At 68.4% G+C, this 15,534-nt stretch carries 14 protein-coding genes; 2 read left to right on the top strand and 12 right to left on the bottom strand.

Annotated elements, in window-relative coordinates; translation table 11 throughout:
* Window positions 1-68: 68 nt before the first annotated feature.
* The 12 genes from ACT54L_RS12380 to rpsF form a co-directional block, all read right to left on the bottom strand.
* Window positions 69-1,565: a leucyl aminopeptidase gene (locus tag ACT54L_RS12380; protein WP_476085889.1), complete on the bottom strand. Its 1,497-nt coding sequence runs from the start codon at window positions 1,563-1,565 to the stop codon at window positions 69-71.
* Between the two features lie 45 nt (window positions 1,566-1,610).
* Window positions 1,611-2,354 carry an SDR family NAD(P)-dependent oxidoreductase gene (locus ACT54L_RS12375; protein WP_476085888.1) on the bottom strand — a complete coding sequence of 248 codons (744 nt, stop codon included), beginning with the start codon at window positions 2,352-2,354 and terminating at the stop codon, window positions 1,611-1,613.
* A 56-nt stretch (window positions 2,355-2,410) separates the two neighbouring features.
* Window positions 2,411-3,901, bottom strand: coding sequence for an amidophosphoribosyltransferase (gene purF, locus ACT54L_RS12370; protein WP_476086338.1), 1,491 nt, complete (start codon window positions 3,899-3,901; stop codon window positions 2,411-2,413).
* A gap of 92 nt (window positions 3,902-3,993) precedes the next feature.
* The gene (locus tag ACT54L_RS12365) at window positions 3,994-4,686 is read right to left on the bottom strand and encodes a CvpA family protein (protein WP_476085887.1); all 693 of its coding nucleotides are present in this window, start codon (window positions 4,684-4,686) and stop codon (window positions 3,994-3,996) included.
* 123 nt (window positions 4,687-4,809) lie between these two features.
* On the bottom strand, window positions 4,810-6,228 hold the full coding sequence (gene radA, locus ACT54L_RS12360) for a DNA repair protein RadA (protein ID WP_476085886.1): 1,419 nt from the start codon (window positions 6,226-6,228) through the stop codon (window positions 4,810-4,812).
* A gap of 3 nt (window positions 6,229-6,231) precedes the next feature.
* A complete protein-coding gene (gene alr, locus ACT54L_RS12355) occupies window positions 6,232-7,383 on the bottom strand; it encodes an alanine racemase (RefSeq protein WP_476085885.1) in 1,152 nt (383 codons plus the stop codon).
* The gene (locus ACT54L_RS12350) at window positions 7,380-8,864 is read right to left on the bottom strand and encodes a replicative DNA helicase (RefSeq protein ID WP_476085884.1); all 1,485 of its coding nucleotides are present in this window, start codon (window positions 8,862-8,864) and stop codon (window positions 7,380-7,382) included. Before ACT54L_RS12350 ends, alr begins: the two co-directional genes overlap by 4 nt.
* 171 nt (window positions 8,865-9,035) lie before the next feature.
* A complete protein-coding gene (locus ACT54L_RS12345; protein ID WP_476085883.1) occupies window positions 9,036-10,289 on the bottom strand; it encodes a class I SAM-dependent methyltransferase in 1,254 nt (417 codons plus the stop codon).
* Between the two features lie 340 nt (window positions 10,290-10,629).
* Window positions 10,630-11,193, bottom strand: coding sequence for a 50S ribosomal protein L9 (gene rplI, locus ACT54L_RS12340; RefSeq protein WP_476085882.1), 564 nt, complete (start codon window positions 11,191-11,193; stop codon window positions 10,630-10,632).
* A gap of 71 nt (window positions 11,194-11,264) precedes the next feature.
* Complete coding sequence (locus ACT54L_RS12335) at window positions 11,265-12,218, bottom strand: DUF2232 domain-containing protein (protein WP_476085881.1); 954 nt, start codon at window positions 12,216-12,218, stop codon at window positions 11,265-11,267.
* A gap of 159 nt (window positions 12,219-12,377) precedes the next feature.
* The gene (gene rpsR, locus ACT54L_RS12330) at window positions 12,378-12,635 is read right to left on the bottom strand and encodes a 30S ribosomal protein S18 (RefSeq protein WP_012172827.1); all 258 of its coding nucleotides are present in this window, start codon (window positions 12,633-12,635) and stop codon (window positions 12,378-12,380) included.
* Window positions 12,635-13,078 (bottom strand): 30S ribosomal protein S6, encoded by a 444-nt coding sequence (gene rpsF, locus ACT54L_RS12325; protein WP_476085880.1) that lies wholly within the window; start codon window positions 13,076-13,078, stop codon window positions 12,635-12,637. The genes rpsR and rpsF overlap by 1 nt, the downstream gene beginning before the upstream one ends.
* A 522-nt stretch (window positions 13,079-13,600) precedes the next feature.
* Between rpsF and fabD the strand changes: the two genes are divergently transcribed.
* Together fabD and fabG are read left to right on the top strand one after the other, a co-directional pair.
* Window positions 13,601-14,557 (top strand): ACP S-malonyltransferase, encoded by a 957-nt coding sequence (fabD, locus tag ACT54L_RS12320; RefSeq protein WP_476085879.1) that lies wholly within the window; start codon window positions 13,601-13,603, stop codon window positions 14,555-14,557.
* A 51-nt stretch (window positions 14,558-14,608) separates the two neighbouring features.
* Complete coding sequence (gene fabG, locus ACT54L_RS12315; RefSeq protein WP_476085878.1) at window positions 14,609-15,346, top strand: 3-oxoacyl-[acyl-carrier-protein] reductase; 738 nt, start codon at window positions 14,609-14,611, stop codon at window positions 15,344-15,346.
* The last annotated feature ends 188 nt before the right edge of the window (window positions 15,347-15,534 follow it).

Below are 15,534 nucleotides of genomic sequence, written 5' to 3'. Positions count from 1 at the left end.
CCATCAGATTGATTCAATCTGATGGGATCGCGCTCTAACCGCGGGCCCCAACCGGATGGGGTCGCCGATCAGCCTTCGTAATGGTCGGCGACCAGCTGGTTCAGCAGGCGCACACCCCAGCCCGAGCCCCAGCTCTTGTTGATGTCGCTGGCCGGCGAGGCCATGGCGGTGCCGGCCACGTCCAGATGCGCCCAGGCGGTCTTGTCCACGAAGCGCTGGAGGAACTGGGCCGCCGTGATGGACCCGCCGTTGCGCCCGCCGGTGTTCTTCATGTCGGCGAACTTGGAATCGATCAGCTTGTCATAGGCCGCGCCGAGCGGCATGCGCCACACGGTCTCGCCGGTGGTCTCGCCCGCCGCCGCAATGCGCTGGGCCAGTTCGTCGTTATTGGAGAACAGGCCCGCATGCACCGTGCCGAGCGCCACCAGGATGGCGCCGGTCAGCGTGGCCAGGTCCACCATGAAGCGCGGCTGAAAGCGCTCCTTGGCGTACCAGAGCACATCGGCCAGGACGAGCCGGCCCTCGGCATCGGTATTGATGATCTCGATGGTCTGGCCGGACAGGGAGGTGACGATGTCGCCGGGGCGCTGCGCCGCGCCGTCGGGCATGTTCTCGACGATGCCGATGACGCCCACCGCATTCACTTTGGCCTTGCGGGCCGCCAGAGCGTGCATCAGGCCGGTGACGCAGGCCGCCCCGCCCATGTCGCCCTTCATGTCCTCCATGCCGGCCGCCGGCTTGATGGAGATGCCGCCGGTGTCGAAGGTCACGCCCTTGCCGATGAAGGCGACGGGCGCGTCGCCGGCCGCGCCGCCATTCCAGCGCATGACCACCACGCGGCTTTCCTTGATGGAGCCCTGGCCGACGCCGAGCAGCGCGCGCATGCCGATTTCGGACAGCGCCGCATCGTCCAGCACCTCCACCTCGACGCCAACGTCGCGCAGGGCTTCGGCCCGGCGGGCGAATTCCGGCGGGTCAAGCACATTCGGCGGCTCGTTGACGAGGTCGCGGGCGAGGATGACACCGTCAGCGATCGCCCCTTCGGCGGCCCAGGCGCGCTCGGCGGCGGCGGGGTCGGCGACCAGGAGCGTGAGGGACAGGGCGCTAGCCTCGCCCTCATTCTCCTTCTTCTTGGTCTTGTAGCGATCGAAGCTATAGGCCCGCAGCCGCACGCCCAGCGCGATCTCGGCGGCCGCCTTGGCGCTCACCGCGCCGGAGGGCAGGTCCACGATGAGGGTGGCTTCACGGGCACCGGCTGGGATGCGGCCGGCCACCAGGCCGCCGAGCCGCACGAAGTCCTGGCTCTTCAGCTCGCCCGCCTTGCCCACGCCCAGCACGATGACGCGCGGCACGTTGAGGCCGGTGGGCGCGATGAGATCCAGCGCGGAGCCCATGGCGCCGCGGAAGCGGTCGGCATCCAGCGCCCGCTCGAAGGTGGACTTGATGGGCTTCAAGACCTTCAGCGTTTCCTTGCCCAGGGCCAGGGCATCGTCCGTGAGCGCCAGCAGCACGCCCTTGGGCGCGCCGCCGTGCTTGGCGAAGGAAACGGACACGGTATCGGGCATGATGGGCTCCAGAACGCGGAACGGCGCGGCGCGGCGGGCAAGGCCTCAGGCGGGAGGCTGGAAGTCCAGCAGCGCGCGGGTGGGGAAGTCGTAGAGCTTGCCCGTCGCCTCGAAGGCGGGCAGGCACAGCTCGAGGATGGCGGCGGCGGCCTCTTCGGGCGCCGGCAAGGTCTGCGCGTCCTCGAAGGGGAAGGCCTTGGCCCGCATGCGGGTGCGGATGGGGCCGGGATTGAAGAGGTTGACCTTCAAATTGGTGGTGACCGTCTCCGCCGCCCAGGTACGGCCCAGCAGCTCCAGCGCCGCCTTGGTCACCGCATAGGGGCCCCAATAGGCCCGTGCCTTGTGCGCCGCGCCCGAGGAGACGAACACCGCCCGCCCCGCCGTGGACAGGCGCAAGAGCGGATCGAGCGAGCGCACGAAGCGGTAATTGGCCGTCACATTGACGGCGAGCGCCTCGTCGAAATCCTTCGGGGCCACATGGCCCAGCGGCGTGATGGGGCCGAGCACGCCGGCATTGCCCACGAACACATCGAGGCGGCCATAGCGCTCATAGAGCGCGGCGCCCAGCCGGTCGATGGCGTCATAATCGGTGACGTCCAGCGGCACGAGGGTGGCGGAGCTGCCCGCCGCCTTCACCGCATCGTCCAGTTCCTCCAGCGCCCCTTCGGTGCGGCCGAGGGCCACCACATGGGCCCCGGCCTTGGCGAGGGCCACCGCCGTGGCGGCGCCGATGCCGCGCGTGGCACCGGTGACGAGTGCGATCCTGTCGGCGAGCGGCCGGTCGGTCATGGGTCAGGTCTCGTGCGAGGGAGGGGTGCCTCCCCCGCGCGGGAGGAGGCGCCGGATCAGCTGGCTTCGGCGAGCAGGGAAAGCTGCTGGGCGGCCACCGACCCGGACCGGTCGGTCAGGGGGGTGGGATAGTCGCCGGTGAAGCAGTGGTCGGTGAACTGGGGGCGAACCGGATCGCGCGCCTCATAGCCCATGGCGCGATAGACGCCGTTCACGGACAGGAAGGCCAGCGAATCCGCGCCGATATAGCGCCGCATGCCTTCCAGGTCGTGGGTGGCGGCCAAGAGCTTGTCCCGGTCCGGCGTGTCGATGCCGTAATAATCGGGATGGGTGATGGGCGGCGAGGCGATGCGGAAATGCACTTCGGTGGCGCCCGCATCGCGCATCATGCGCACGATCTTCACCGAGGTGGTGCCGCGCACCAGGCTGTCGTCCACCAGCACGATGCGCTTGCCGGCCACCACCGAGCGGTTGGCCGAATGCTTCATGCGCACGCCCTGGTCGCGCACCGACTGGGTGGGCTGGATGAAGGTGCGGCCCACATAATGGTTGCGGATGATGCCCAGCTCGTAGGGGATGCCGGAGACCTGGGAATAGCCGATGGCGGCCGGCACGCCGGAATCCGGCACCGGCACGATCACGTCCGCCTCGACGCCGCTCTCCTGGGCGAGCACCTGGCCCATGGTCTTGCGCACCTGATAGACGGAGCGCCCGCCCACCACGGAATCCGGCCGGGCGAAATAGATGTACTCGAAGATACAGGGGCGGGCCTGCATCTCCGGGAAGGGCCGCAGCGACTGGATGCCCTCCTCGTCGATGACGACCACTTCGCCATTCTCGATGTCGCGCACATAGGTGGCGCCGATGATGTCGAGGGCACAGGTCTCGGACGCCAGGATGTAGGAGCCTTCCAGCACGCCGAGCACGAGCGGGCGAATGCCGAGCGGGTCGCGGGCGCCGATGAGCTTCTTGTTGGTGACCGCCACCAGGGAATAGGCGCCTTCAAGCGCGCGCAGCGCATCCACGAAGCGGTCGACAAAGCGCGGCTTCTTGGAGCGGGCCACCAGATGGAGGATCGCCTCGGTATCGGTGGTGGACTGGGTGATGGCGCCCTCGCGCACCAATTGGCGGCGCAGCGTCAGGCCATTGGTGAGGTTGCCGTTGTGGCCGACCGCGAAGCCGCCAGCATCCAGTTCGGCAAACAGCGGCTGCACGTTGCGCAGCAGGGTCTCGCCGGTGGTGGAATAACGCACGTGGCCCACCGCGATATGGCCCGGCAGGCGATCGATGACCGCCGCGTCCGAGAAGGCGTCCGCCACCAGGCCGAGGCGACGCTCGGAATGGAAACGATTGCCGTCATAGACGACAATGCCCGCCGCCTCCTGCCCGCGATGCTGGAGCGCATGCAGGCCGATGGCAGTGATGGCCGCCGCGTCGGGATGGTTGAAGATGCCGAATACGCCGCATTCCTCGCGCAGCCGGTCGCCATTGAGATCGAGATCCAGATTGAGCGGCCGCGCCTCTTCGCGCGCCCCCTGAACCTGCATATCCCGCGCCTCAACGCCGATATGCCCCGCAGCGCCATGCCCGGGGTGCGAACCTTCGCTCTCCATGTCCATCTTACCCTCCGCTCGGCGGCTCACTGGCCGGTGCCGCGCGTACTCTCGAGCAGCTGATCAAACCCTTGCCGGTCACCGCGGCGGTATCCGGCTTCACCGCCCGCCGACGTGGCGGACGATGCAGCTGCAACAGTGGTGCCCCCACGCTCCGTACGCTGTCCACTGGGAGGCGCGGGCGTCTCGCCCTCCTCACCGGCGGGCGAACGCTTTAGCCGCTTAAGAATGGTGTTCTCGGGGTCATCCGGCAACAGAGACACCAACCAATTCCCTGTATTTTGAAGCACAGGGCGGGATTTCGCATTCAAAACCCACGGCGGCTGGTTCTTGTCGGGGACGAGCCAGTTGAAAAACAGGAACGCAACCACCATGACGAGAAGCCCGCGGGCGAGGCCGAACAGGAAGCCGAGCGTGCGGTCCAGCGCGCCGATTCGGCTGTCGAGCACAATGTCCGACAGGCGCGCGCTGATGATGGAGACGATGAGAAGGGTGCCGAGGAACAGGATGGCAACGGTGACGGCCAGCGCCACCATGTCCTGCGAGATGTATTGTTTCGTGAAGGGCAGGAGCTTCGGGTAGAAATAGACCGTCACACCCGCGGCGGCGATCCAGGACACGATGCTGAAGACTTCCCGCAGCAGGCCGCGCACCATGGCCAGAAGGCCGGACACCAGCATTACGGCGATCAGGATCAGATCCAGCAGCGTCACAGGCATAGGCGCGGCTTACCCTTCAAGGTGGCGCCGACCTGGCGACCGGTGAAGCGACACGGTGAAGCGACACCTGGATGACAGGCCTCGCGTGGGTGGGACGTATAGCTTCAAGTGCCCTCCGCGTCATCAGTCGTCTTGCGCCGATGCCTCACGGGGTGGCAGGGCAGCCTTGCGCGGTGCGCGTGCCGCGATGGCCGCCACCAGCGTCGCCAGCGAGGGAACCGCATCCACCCCGACCGGCGCATCGCCCCCTTCGGCGCTGGCGGCGGGCATGACGGCGCGGGAGAAGCCGAGCTTGGCCGCCTCCTTCAGGCGGGCCGGCGTCTGGGAGACCTGGCGCACCGCGCCGGTCAGGCTCACCTCGCCGAAATAGACCGATTCCTGCGGCAGAGGCGCGCCGGTCAGCGCCGACACCAAGGCTGCCGCCACGGCGAGGTCCGCCGCCGGCTCGCCGATGCGCAGGCCGCCGGCCACGTTCAGATAGACATCATGGCCGCCGAGCCGCACACCGCAACGGGCATCCAGCACCGCCAGCACCATGGCCAGGCGACTGGAATCCCACCCCACGACAGCGCGCCGGGGCGTGCCGAGGGTGGAGGGCGCGACGAGGGCCTGGATTTCCACCAGCACCGGCCGCGTGCCCTCCATGCCCGCGAACACCGCTGTGCCGGGCGCGCCGGCATCGCGGTTGGACAGGAAGAGCTCGGAGGGGTTGGGCACTTCCGAGAGGCCCTTGCCGGTCATCTCGAAGACGCCGATCTCGTCGGTGGGGCCGAAGCGGTTCTTCTGCGCCCGCAGGATGCGGAACTGGTGGCCGCCATCGCCCTCGAAGGAAAGCACCGCATCCACCATGTGCTCGACCACACGGGGGCCGGCGATCTGGCCGTCCTTGGTCACGTGGCCCACCAGGATCACGGCGGCGCCGGACTGCTTGGCGAAGCGCACCATCAATTGGGCGGAGGTGCGCACCTGCGTCACCGTGCCCGGCGCCGATTCCACCGAGTCCGACCACATGGTCTGGATGGAATCGATCACCACCATGCGCACGGGCGGGCCGCTGGCCAAGGTCGCCAGGATGTTCTCCGCATTGGTCTCGGCGGCAAGGCCCACCTGCGCCTCGCCAAGGCCGAGCCGCCCGGCGCGCAGGCGCACCTGGTCCACCGCCTCTTCGCCGGAGACATAGATGACCCGGTGCCCGGCCGAGGCCAGCGCCGCCGAGGCCTGCACCAGAAGCGTGGACTTGCCGATGCCGGGATCACCGCCCAGCAACAGGATGGAGCCGGGCACGAAGCCGCCGCCCGCCACCCGGTCCAATTCGCCGATGCCGGAGACGAGGCGCGGCGGGGGCGTGCCCTGGCCCTGGAGGCTCTCCAGCGGCACCGCTCGCCCCTTGCGCCCCGCCCGCTGGGCGGCGGGGACGGAGGCGACCACCTCCACCTCCTCGGCAATGGTGTTCCAGGCGCCGCACGCCTCGCACTTGCCGAGCCAGCGATTATAGCTGGCCCCGCAGGCCTGGCAGACGAAATGGGCCGCGCGCTTGGCCATGCGTCAGCCCGCCCCACCCACATAGAGGCGCCGATAGCGGGCGCCGAGGCCGGTGAGCACCTCATAGCCGATGGTGCCGCCATGGGCGGCCAGCTCATCAACGCCGATGCCGTCGCCCAGCAGCACCGCGCGCTGGCCGCGCTGCACCGCGTCGGGCGGCAGGTCGGTGACATCAACGGTGACGAGATCCATGGAGATGCGCCCCACCAGCGGGCAGCGATGGCCGGCAATCATGGCATCCGCCCCCGGCCGCCCATCGGCGGAGCCGAAGGCGCGGTGGAAACCGTCGGCATAGCCGAGCGAGAGCACGGCGATGCGGCTGTCGCGGGAAAGGCGCTGGGCGGCGCCATAGCCCACGCTGTCGCCGGGCAGGCCCTGGCGCACCTGGATGATCGGCACCTCCAGCCGCACCACCGGCTTGAGCGGCGCCCGGCCGGCGATGGCCGCCCCGCCATAAAGGGCGATGCCCGGGCGCACCAGGTCGAAGCGGAAATCGGGGCCGGACTGCACGCCCGCGGAATTGGCCAGCGAGGCGCGAACCCCGGGAAAGGCGGCGGCCGCGCGCGAAAAGCGCTCCAGCTGACGGGGTGTGAGCGGATGGCCGGGCGTATCGGCACAGGCCAGATGGCTCATAATGAGGCTCGGCCGAAATCCGACGCCCGCCGCCCCCAGCGTCAGAGCCTCGTCCACGGTGATGCCCAGCCGGTTCATGCCGGTGTCCACATGGATGGCCGCCGGCCGCTCGGCGCCCCGCGCGTGGGCCGCCCAGTCGGCAATCTCCGGCAGGCTGCCGAGGACGGGGCGCAAGCCATGGGCCTCGAACGCCGCCTCGGTGCCGGGCAGGAGGCCGCCGAGCACATAGATGGTGGCCTCCGGCAGCACGGCGCGCAGGCGCACGCCTTCCTCCAGCAGCGCCACGAAGAAGGTGCGCGCACCCGCCCGCCACAAAGCCGGCGCCGCATGTGCGATGCCGAGGCCATAGGCATTGGCCTTCACCACGGCCGCGCATTCGGCCGGGGCGGCAAGGCCCGCCAAAGTGCGCCAATTGTCGGCGAGGGCGTCGAGGTCGATGGTGAGCAGGGCGCTGGAGCGGGAGAGGGCCGCGTCGATCGCGGACCCCGCCGCAGCCTGGGGCGCGGGAGTGAGGGTTTTCATCTGTGTTCCGGCAGCCGGTCCTCGCGGGCGAGGTTGGAGAAGCGGGTAAACTGGGCCTCGAAATGCACCTTCACCGTGCCGGTGGGGCCGTGACGCTGCTTGCCGATGATGACTTCGGCCACCCCCTTGGCGGCCTCCATGTCCGCCTCCCACTTGAACCATTCCTCGGTGCCGGGCTTGGGCTCGCGGCTCTTGAGGTAATATTCCTCGCGATACACGAACATGACCACGTCGGCGTCCTGCTCGATGGAGCCGGATTCGCGCAGGTCCGACAATTGGGGGCGCTTGTCGTCGCGGGCCTCCACCTGGCGGGAGAGCTGGGAGAGCGCCACGATGGGCACGTTCAGCTCCTTGGCGAGGGCTTTCAGGCCCGTGGTGATCTCGGTGATTTCCTGCACGCGGCCCTGGGAGGCGGTCTTGGAGGAGCCGGAGAGCAGCTGGAGATAGTCCACCACCATGAAGTCGAGGCCGCGCTGGCGCTTCAGGCGCCGGGCGCGGGCCACCAATTGGGCGATGGAGATGCCGCCGGTGTCGTCGATATAAAGTGGGATCACCTGCATGGTCTGGGCGGCGGCGGCGAGCTTGGAGAACTCGCTTTCCGAAATGTCGCCGCGGCGGATCTTGTAGGAGGCGATCTCCGCCTGCTCGGCGAGGATACGGGTGGCCAATTGCTCGGCCGACATTTCCAGCGAGAAGAAGCCCACGATGCCGCCCGAGACGGTGGCGATGGCGCCATCGGGCTTCTGCTCGCCCCGATAGGCCGAGGCAATGTTGAAGGCGATGTTGGTGACAAGCGCGGTCTTGCCCATGGCGGGACGGCCGGCGAGAATCACAAGGTCCGACGGCTGAAGGCCGCCCATCTGGTTATCGAGGTCATCAAGGCCGGTGGCGATGCCGGACAGATGGCCTTCCCGCTGGAAGGCGCGGTTGGCCATATCCACCGAATCGCGCAACGCATCGCCGAAGCGCACGAAGCCGCCGTCATAGCGCCCGCTCTCGGCGATGGCGTAGAGGCGCTTTTCGGCTTCCTCGATCTGCTCCTGGGGCGTCGAATCGATGGGGGCCTCATAGGCCTCGTTGACGATCTCCTCGCCGATCTGGATGAGCTGCCGCCGCACCGCCAGGTCATAGATGGTGCGACCGTAATCCTCGGCATTGATGATGGTGGTGGCTTCGGCGGCCAGCCGCGCCAGATATTGCGGCGCGGTGAGCCCGCCCACCTCGAAATCCGCCGGCAAAAAGGTCTTCAGCGTGACCGGGGTGGCCACCTTTCCCGCGCGGACCAGCGAGCCGGCCAGTTCGAAGATCCGGGTGTGGATGGGCTCGAAAAAGTGCTCGGGCTTCAGGAAGTCGGAGACGCGGTAGAAGGCCTCGTTGTTCACCAGAATGGCGCCCAGCAGCGCCTGCTCGGCGTCCAGATTATGGGGCGCCTGGCGATAGCTGGGTTCGACATCGCCACGTGCGGCAGGCAGGTCAAGCATTGCGATCGGTCGGTTCCTGGAGGTTGGGGGAGCCTAACAGATCCCACCCTCCCCTGAAGCCAGGTTAAGACGACCCAGCGGAATCTCTTTGCCATGCAGATGTAGTTTTCCACCTGTGCATAACAATGGGGAAAGGTCGGGCCGGGCGGCGGGGCGCCCCCGCCGTCCGCCTCATTCTCCCGCCAGCCGCAGCGGCGTGGACGCCCGCTTTTCCCGCAGGCGCAGGCGCTTCTCCGCCTCGGCGATATAGTCGCGGGTGAGCGGCACCGCCTCCTGCCGCCGCGCCAGCTGGATCTGGAACACCATCATGCCCTGGTGGCGGAAGGCCATTTCCGAGGCCGCCAGATAGAAGTCCCACATGCGGATGAAACGGGCGTCGGTGAGCCGCGCCACCTCCTCCCGGTGGGCGAGGAAGCGCTCCCGCCAAGCCTTCAGCGTCTGGGCATAATGCAGGCGCAGGATCTCCACGTCGGTCACCACCAGCCCCGCCCGCTCAATGTGAGGCAGCACCTCCGACAATGCGGGGATGTAGCCGCCGGGAAAGATGTATTTGGCGATCCAGGGATTGGTGATTCCCGGCACGTCCGAGCGGCCGATGGAATGGAGCACCATCACGCCGTCCTCGGCGAGAAGCGCGCGGGCCTTGCGGAAGAAGGCGCCGTAATGGTCGACGCCCACATGCTCGAACATGCCCACCGACACGACGCGGTCGAACGGCCCCGCCACATCGCGGTAATCCTGCAGGCGGAACGCGGCCCGATCTTCGAGGCCCTGCTCTGCGGCCCGCGCGCGGGCCACGCCCAGTTGCTCGGTGGACAGCGTCACGCCCGTGACCGCCGCCTGCCCGATGCCCGCCAGGTAAAGCCCGAGCCCGCCCCATCCGCTGCCGATGTCCAGCACCGTCAGGTCGGGCCGGTCGAGCACCAGCTTGGCGGCGATGTGGCGTTTCTTGGCCAGCTGGGCATCATCCAGCCTTTGGCCGGGCTGCTCGAAATAGGCGCAGGAATATTGCCGGTCGGCATCCAGGAACAGGGAGTAGAGACGCCCGTCCAGGTCGTAGTGATGGGCCACATTGCGACGGGACCGGCCGCGCGGGTTGAACTGGGCGATGCGGCGCAACGCCATGCGGACCTTGAAGAACAGGCGCGCGGTGAGCGTCGGCTGCAGGACCGGCTGGCCCATGAGGATGTCCAGGAGCCCGGCCATGTCGCCCTGCTCCAGCACCAGCCCCTCGTCCATGTAGATTTCACCGAGCGCCAGTTCCGGGTCCAGCAACAGCCGCCACTGGGCCCTTCGCGAGGTGAAGCGGATATGGACCTCCGGGGAAGCGGCCCCCAGGGTGAGGGTCCGGCCGGAGGCCAGGGTGACCATGAGACCGCCGCGCGTGACCACGCGGCGCAAAACAGATTCAAGCAACCTTTCCATCGGCCGCCTCCGTCTGAAATGTGTCCCCTGCACGCCTCCCCTTGAGCTCGATGCGATCAGGTTGAACCCACCTGATCGGTGAATCAGCCCTTATCTTCTCTGGCGGCCGCATGCGCGGCGCCCCTTTGACCCGACGTCGGCTCCCAACGCCTCAAGGCCCGACAGCATCGCCGGCTCGGGCTTCCCTCTTGAGACACATGAGATGAGATCGGAGTGTCCCAATCTCAACACCAGAAAGGCCGATCGACAATATGCTGCAGTGCATTCGACCCAAAAGAAAAGCGCCCGGCAAAGGCCGGGCGCTCTGGTAACGCAGCGTAACTCTCCCGTTGGGGGGAGATCAGGCCTCGGTGGCTTCCTCGCCGGCCTCGGCGGCCTCTTCCACCACCTCGTCCTCATCCTCGTCGTCATCGCGACGGGCGGTGACGTCTTCGCCGGCCACGAGGCGAGCAGCCTCCTCGGCGCTGCGGGCCACGGAGACGGTCACCTTCACCTCGACCTCGGGGTGCAGGGAGACCGGCAGGGTGTGCAGGCCGATCAGCTTGATGGGGTGGTTCAGCACGATCTGCTGGCGGTTCACGGTGAAGCCGGCCTGCTCCAGCGCCATGGCGATGTCGCGGGTGGAGACGGAGCCGTACAGCTGGCCGCTCTCGCCGGCCTGTCGGATCACCACCACATTGGTGCCGTTCAGCTTGGCGCCGACCACTTCGGCATCCTTCTTCAGCTCAAGGTTCCGCGCCTCGAGCTGGGCCTTCATGGTGTCGTACTTGGCGCGGTTGCCGGAGGTGGCGCGCAGGGCCTTGCCCTGGGGCAGCAGGAAGTTGCGGGCATAGCCGTCGCGCACACGCACCACTTCGCCCATCTGACCAAGCTTGGCCACGCGCTCCAGAAGAATGACGTCCATTTTTGTCTCCTAATCGATGTTGTCTGTTTCAGCTTCGGGTCGGGCGGCCGGAACCGCCGGTTCTGTCGTGTCTATCGGTCGTTGGCGGCGGGCGGGCCGCCGCGAAAGCCCATGCGCGTGCGAAGATCGAACATGGTGTCGACGATGCCGAGCAGGGCGGCGGCCAGCGCCGGCCAGCCGAGCGCAAGCGTCGCCATCCAGGCGGCAGTCAGGATGAGCGGGCGCCCGGGGCGTCCGCGGGTCAGGAAATGGAGGGTGGCAAATCCGGCGACCGCATAGGCGGTCACGAGGGTCGCCACCACCACCGAGGCACACAGGCCGAGCATGCCGGGCGTCACCGCCAGGGCGATGAGCACCGCCAGAGCCAGGGCCGTCACCTGAGGCAGGCGGGTGGCCGCAAGGTCCGGCCACGGGCGGGCCAGGCGCCCGGAGACGCGGGCGGCCCGCGCGGCCAGGTACAGGCAGGCCAGATGGGAGACCATGGTCAGCGTCCCCGCCATGGGGGGCAGAACCGCCGCGACCAGGCTGGCCATATGGGCCGTGTCTTCCGTGCGGGCCGATCCGGCCCCGGCCACCATGAACAGCTCGAAGGCCTTGCCCACCGCCTGCCGATAGGTCTCGTAATCGGTGGCCACCGACAGCAGGCCGACGATGACGCTCACACTGGACAGGGCTCCCGCCAGCAGCACCAGCGGACCGATGGGAAACCACACCAGGCCGTCCCGCGCCGCCGGATCGGGCCGGGCGAGCAGCGCGCCATAGGCCAGCGCCCAGGCGGGGCCGCCAATGCCGAGCACATAGGCGATGAGGAAGGTGGAGCCGAACACCAGGCCAAGCCCCGCCGCGCCCGCCACCAGGCCGACGAAGGCCGTCCAGTGGGAGAAGGCCAGGCCGGCCACCATGATGGGAAGGGGAGCCAGATAGAACAGGGGCACGGCCAGAACCGTTCCCGCGGCAACGCCGGCGGAAAGGAGCGCAGAGGCCGCGCCAGCGGCCAGGCCGATCAGTGCAATCTGTCCCATCATCACGCTGTCCCGCCATGAGCGGTTAGAGGAAGGTCGACGCCCACCCCAGCCTTGGCACCCGCCCCGCGCGATGCGAAATCGCCAGGACCGGACGCCGTCGTCAAAACCACCAATGCAAAGGCCGCCGGCCCGGAGGCCGGCGGCGAACCTAAATCGCGATCAGCGGATCACGAAGGGCAGCAGGCCGAGGAACCGCGCGCGCTTGATGGCGGCGGACAGCTCGCGCTGCTTCTTGGCGGACACCGCGGTGATGCGGCTCGGCACGATCTTGCCGCGCTCGGAAATGTAGCGCTGCAGGAGACGCACGTCCTTGTAGTCGATCTTCGGCGCATTGGGGCCGGAGAACGGGCAGGTCTTGCGACGACGGAAGAACGGACGGCGCTGACCGCCGCCACCACCAGCTTGAGCGAACGCCATCAGACTGCCTCCTCGCCCTGGGCTTCTTCCCGGTCACGGCTGCGACGGGGGCGGTCCTCGCGACCACCGAAGCCACGATCCCCACCAAAGCCGCGGTCGCCGCGCTCGCGATCATCGCGGTCGCGCTTCTGCAGCATGGCGGAGGGGCCTTCTTCATGCTCCTCGACGCGCAGGGTGAGGAAGCGCAGGACGTCCTCATCGATGCGCATCTGGCGCTCCATCTCCTGCACCGCCGCCGCGGGGGCGTCGATGTTGAGGAGCGTGAAGTGCGCCTTGCGGTTCTTGTTGATGCGATAGGTCAGGGACTTCACGCCCCAATACTCGGTCTTGCCGACCGAGCCGCCATTCGCTTCGATCACACCCTTGAAACGGGTGGTCAGTTCCTCGACTTGCTGCGCCGTGATGTCCTGGCGCGCGAGGAACACGTGCTCATAGAGCGCCATGTGTCCAAGTGCCTTTCCTGTTCCACCGCGCCCCGACGCCAAGCCCTTTCAAGCCTTTCAGGAAAGGCTCGTCTGCTCGGAAGGCGGGGACACGGGACGACGGACCACAGGCCCTGCCAGCTTCTGGAGCGCGCATCGGGATGCCCGCGACAACAGCCAACCGTCCGTTCAGCCCCCGGCCGGGGCAACGGAAGCGGGGCGTATAGCAGAATATGCGGGAAAGGCAACAGCGCGCGGACGCCCTCGCCGCCCCGCGCAAGGTCCGTGCGGGGCGCGCGCACGGCCCGCGCAGGGCACCCATGGTGCGGCGCGGCTTGACTCCCAAGGCCGCGCAGTGTCTCTGCGCTCCCCAAATTTAACCTGAGAGCGCGATCCGACCAGATAAAACCGCAGCGGGTTTCCATCTGGTCGGGGAATCGCCCTCTAACGTCTTGAATAGAAACGGATTTAACCCTCGCAATCCATCGCCTCGGCGATTCATTGCAAGGGGGGCCGGCTCTTAAAACCCGTCAGGGGATGCGCATGACCACCGCTTTCATTTTTCCCGGCCAGGGCAGCCAGGCCGTCGGCATGGGCAAGGCCCTGGCCGAGGCCTTTCCGGCCGCGCGCGCCGTGTTCGACGAGGTGGATGCGGCGCTCGGCGAGAAGCTCACCGCCATCATGTGGGAGGGTCCCGCCGATGCGCTGACCCTCACCGCCAACACCCAGCCTGCCCTTATGGCCGTGTCGCTCGCCGCCATCCGCGTGCTGGAAGCCGAGGCCGGGCTTGACCTTGCCCGCGACGCCTCTTTCGTGGCCGGTCATTCGCTCGGCGAATATTCGGCGCTCGCCGCCGCCGGCGCGCTCTCCATCACGGACGCCGCCCGCCTGCTGCGCATTCGCGGCCGGGCCATGCAGGAGGCCGTGCCCGTGGGCCAGGGCGCCATGGCTGCCCTGCTGGGCCTGGACTATGATCAGGTGGTTGCGGTGGCCGCGGAAGCCGCCAGCGATGAGGTCTGCGAAGCCGCCAACGACAATGCCAATGGCCAGGTGGTGGTGTCCGGCTCGACCGCCGCCGTGGAGCGGGCCATCGAGATCGCCAAGGCCAAGGGCGCCTCCCGCGCCATCCTGCTGCCCGTGTCCGCCCCCTTCCATTGCCGCCTGATGGAGCCGGCCGCCGAGGCCATGGCCGCGGCGCTGGCGCAGGCCAACGTGAACGCGCCCTGCGTGCCCGTCATCGCCAATGTGCGGGCGACGCCGGTCACCGATCCCCAGGAGATCGTCCGCCTGCTGGTGGAGCAGGTCACCGGCACGGTGCGCTGGCGCGAGAGCGTCATCTATATGGCGGGCGCGGGCGTGACCCGGGCGGTGGAAGTGGGCGCCGGCAAGGTGCTCTCCGGCCTCGTGCGGCGCATCGCCCGCGAGATCGCCGTCTCCGCCGTCGGCACGCCCGAGGATGTCGCGGCCTTCATCGCCGCCCGCCAGGCACCCGCCGCCTGACGTCTGCCGCCTGACGCCGCCCCATCGTTTTCCTCTCGTTTCGGAGACCTCATGTTCAATCTCAGCGGCAAGACCGCCCTCGTCACCGGCGCCACCGGCGGCATCGGCGGCGCCATCGCCAAGGCCCTCCACGCCCAGGGCGCGACGGTGGCCATTTCCGGCACCCGCCGCGAGGTGCTGGAGACGTTCGCGGCCGAGCTCGGCGAGCGCGTGCTGGTGCTGCCCTGCAACCTCGGCAATCCCGAGGAGGTGGAGAAGCTGGTGCCCGAGGCCGAGGAGAAACTCGGCCAGCTGGACATCCTGGTGAACAATGCCGGCATCACCCGCGACAACATCTTCATGCGCCTGAAGGACGAGGACTGGGACCAGGTGATCGCGGTGAACCTCACCGCCACCTTCCGCCTCTGCCGCGCCGCCGTGCGCTCCATGATGCGCCGCCGGTCGGGCCGCATCATTTCCATCACCTCGGTGGTGGGCGTGACCGGCAATGCCGGCCAGGGTAATTATGCCGCCGCCAAGGCGGGCATGATCGGCATGTCCAAGTCGCTGGCCCAGGAAGTGGCCAGCCGCGGCGTGACCGTGAACTGCGTGGCGCCGGGCTTTATCGCCACCGCCATGACGGACGTGCTGAACGACAAGCAGCGCGAGGCGATTCTCAAGGCGGTGCCCGCCGCCCGCCTTGGTTCGCCCGAGGACATCGCGTCCGCCTGTGTGTATCTGGCCTCCGACGAGGCGGCCTATGTGACCGGGCAGACGCTGCATGTGAACGGCGGCATGGCCATGGTGTGAGGGCGGAAACGGCCGGTGCTCCCCGGCTGTTTTCCACCCTGGCCCTTGCCGGGACAGGTGCGGGGCGCGGCGGGAAAACCCATGCGAGGTCTGGACCTTCGGCCCGTGATCGGGTTTGCTGGCCAAGGCTGGGGAAGTGTGGTAACGAGCCGCTCCGTACCACCCGGTTGTGCTAGGCACGGCCGGGG

The organism is Aquabacter sp. DMC10 (genome assembly GCF_056314145.1).
The sequence above is the reverse complement of the archived record's forward strand: the minus strand, read 5'-3'. Positions and strand labels throughout refer to the sequence as shown.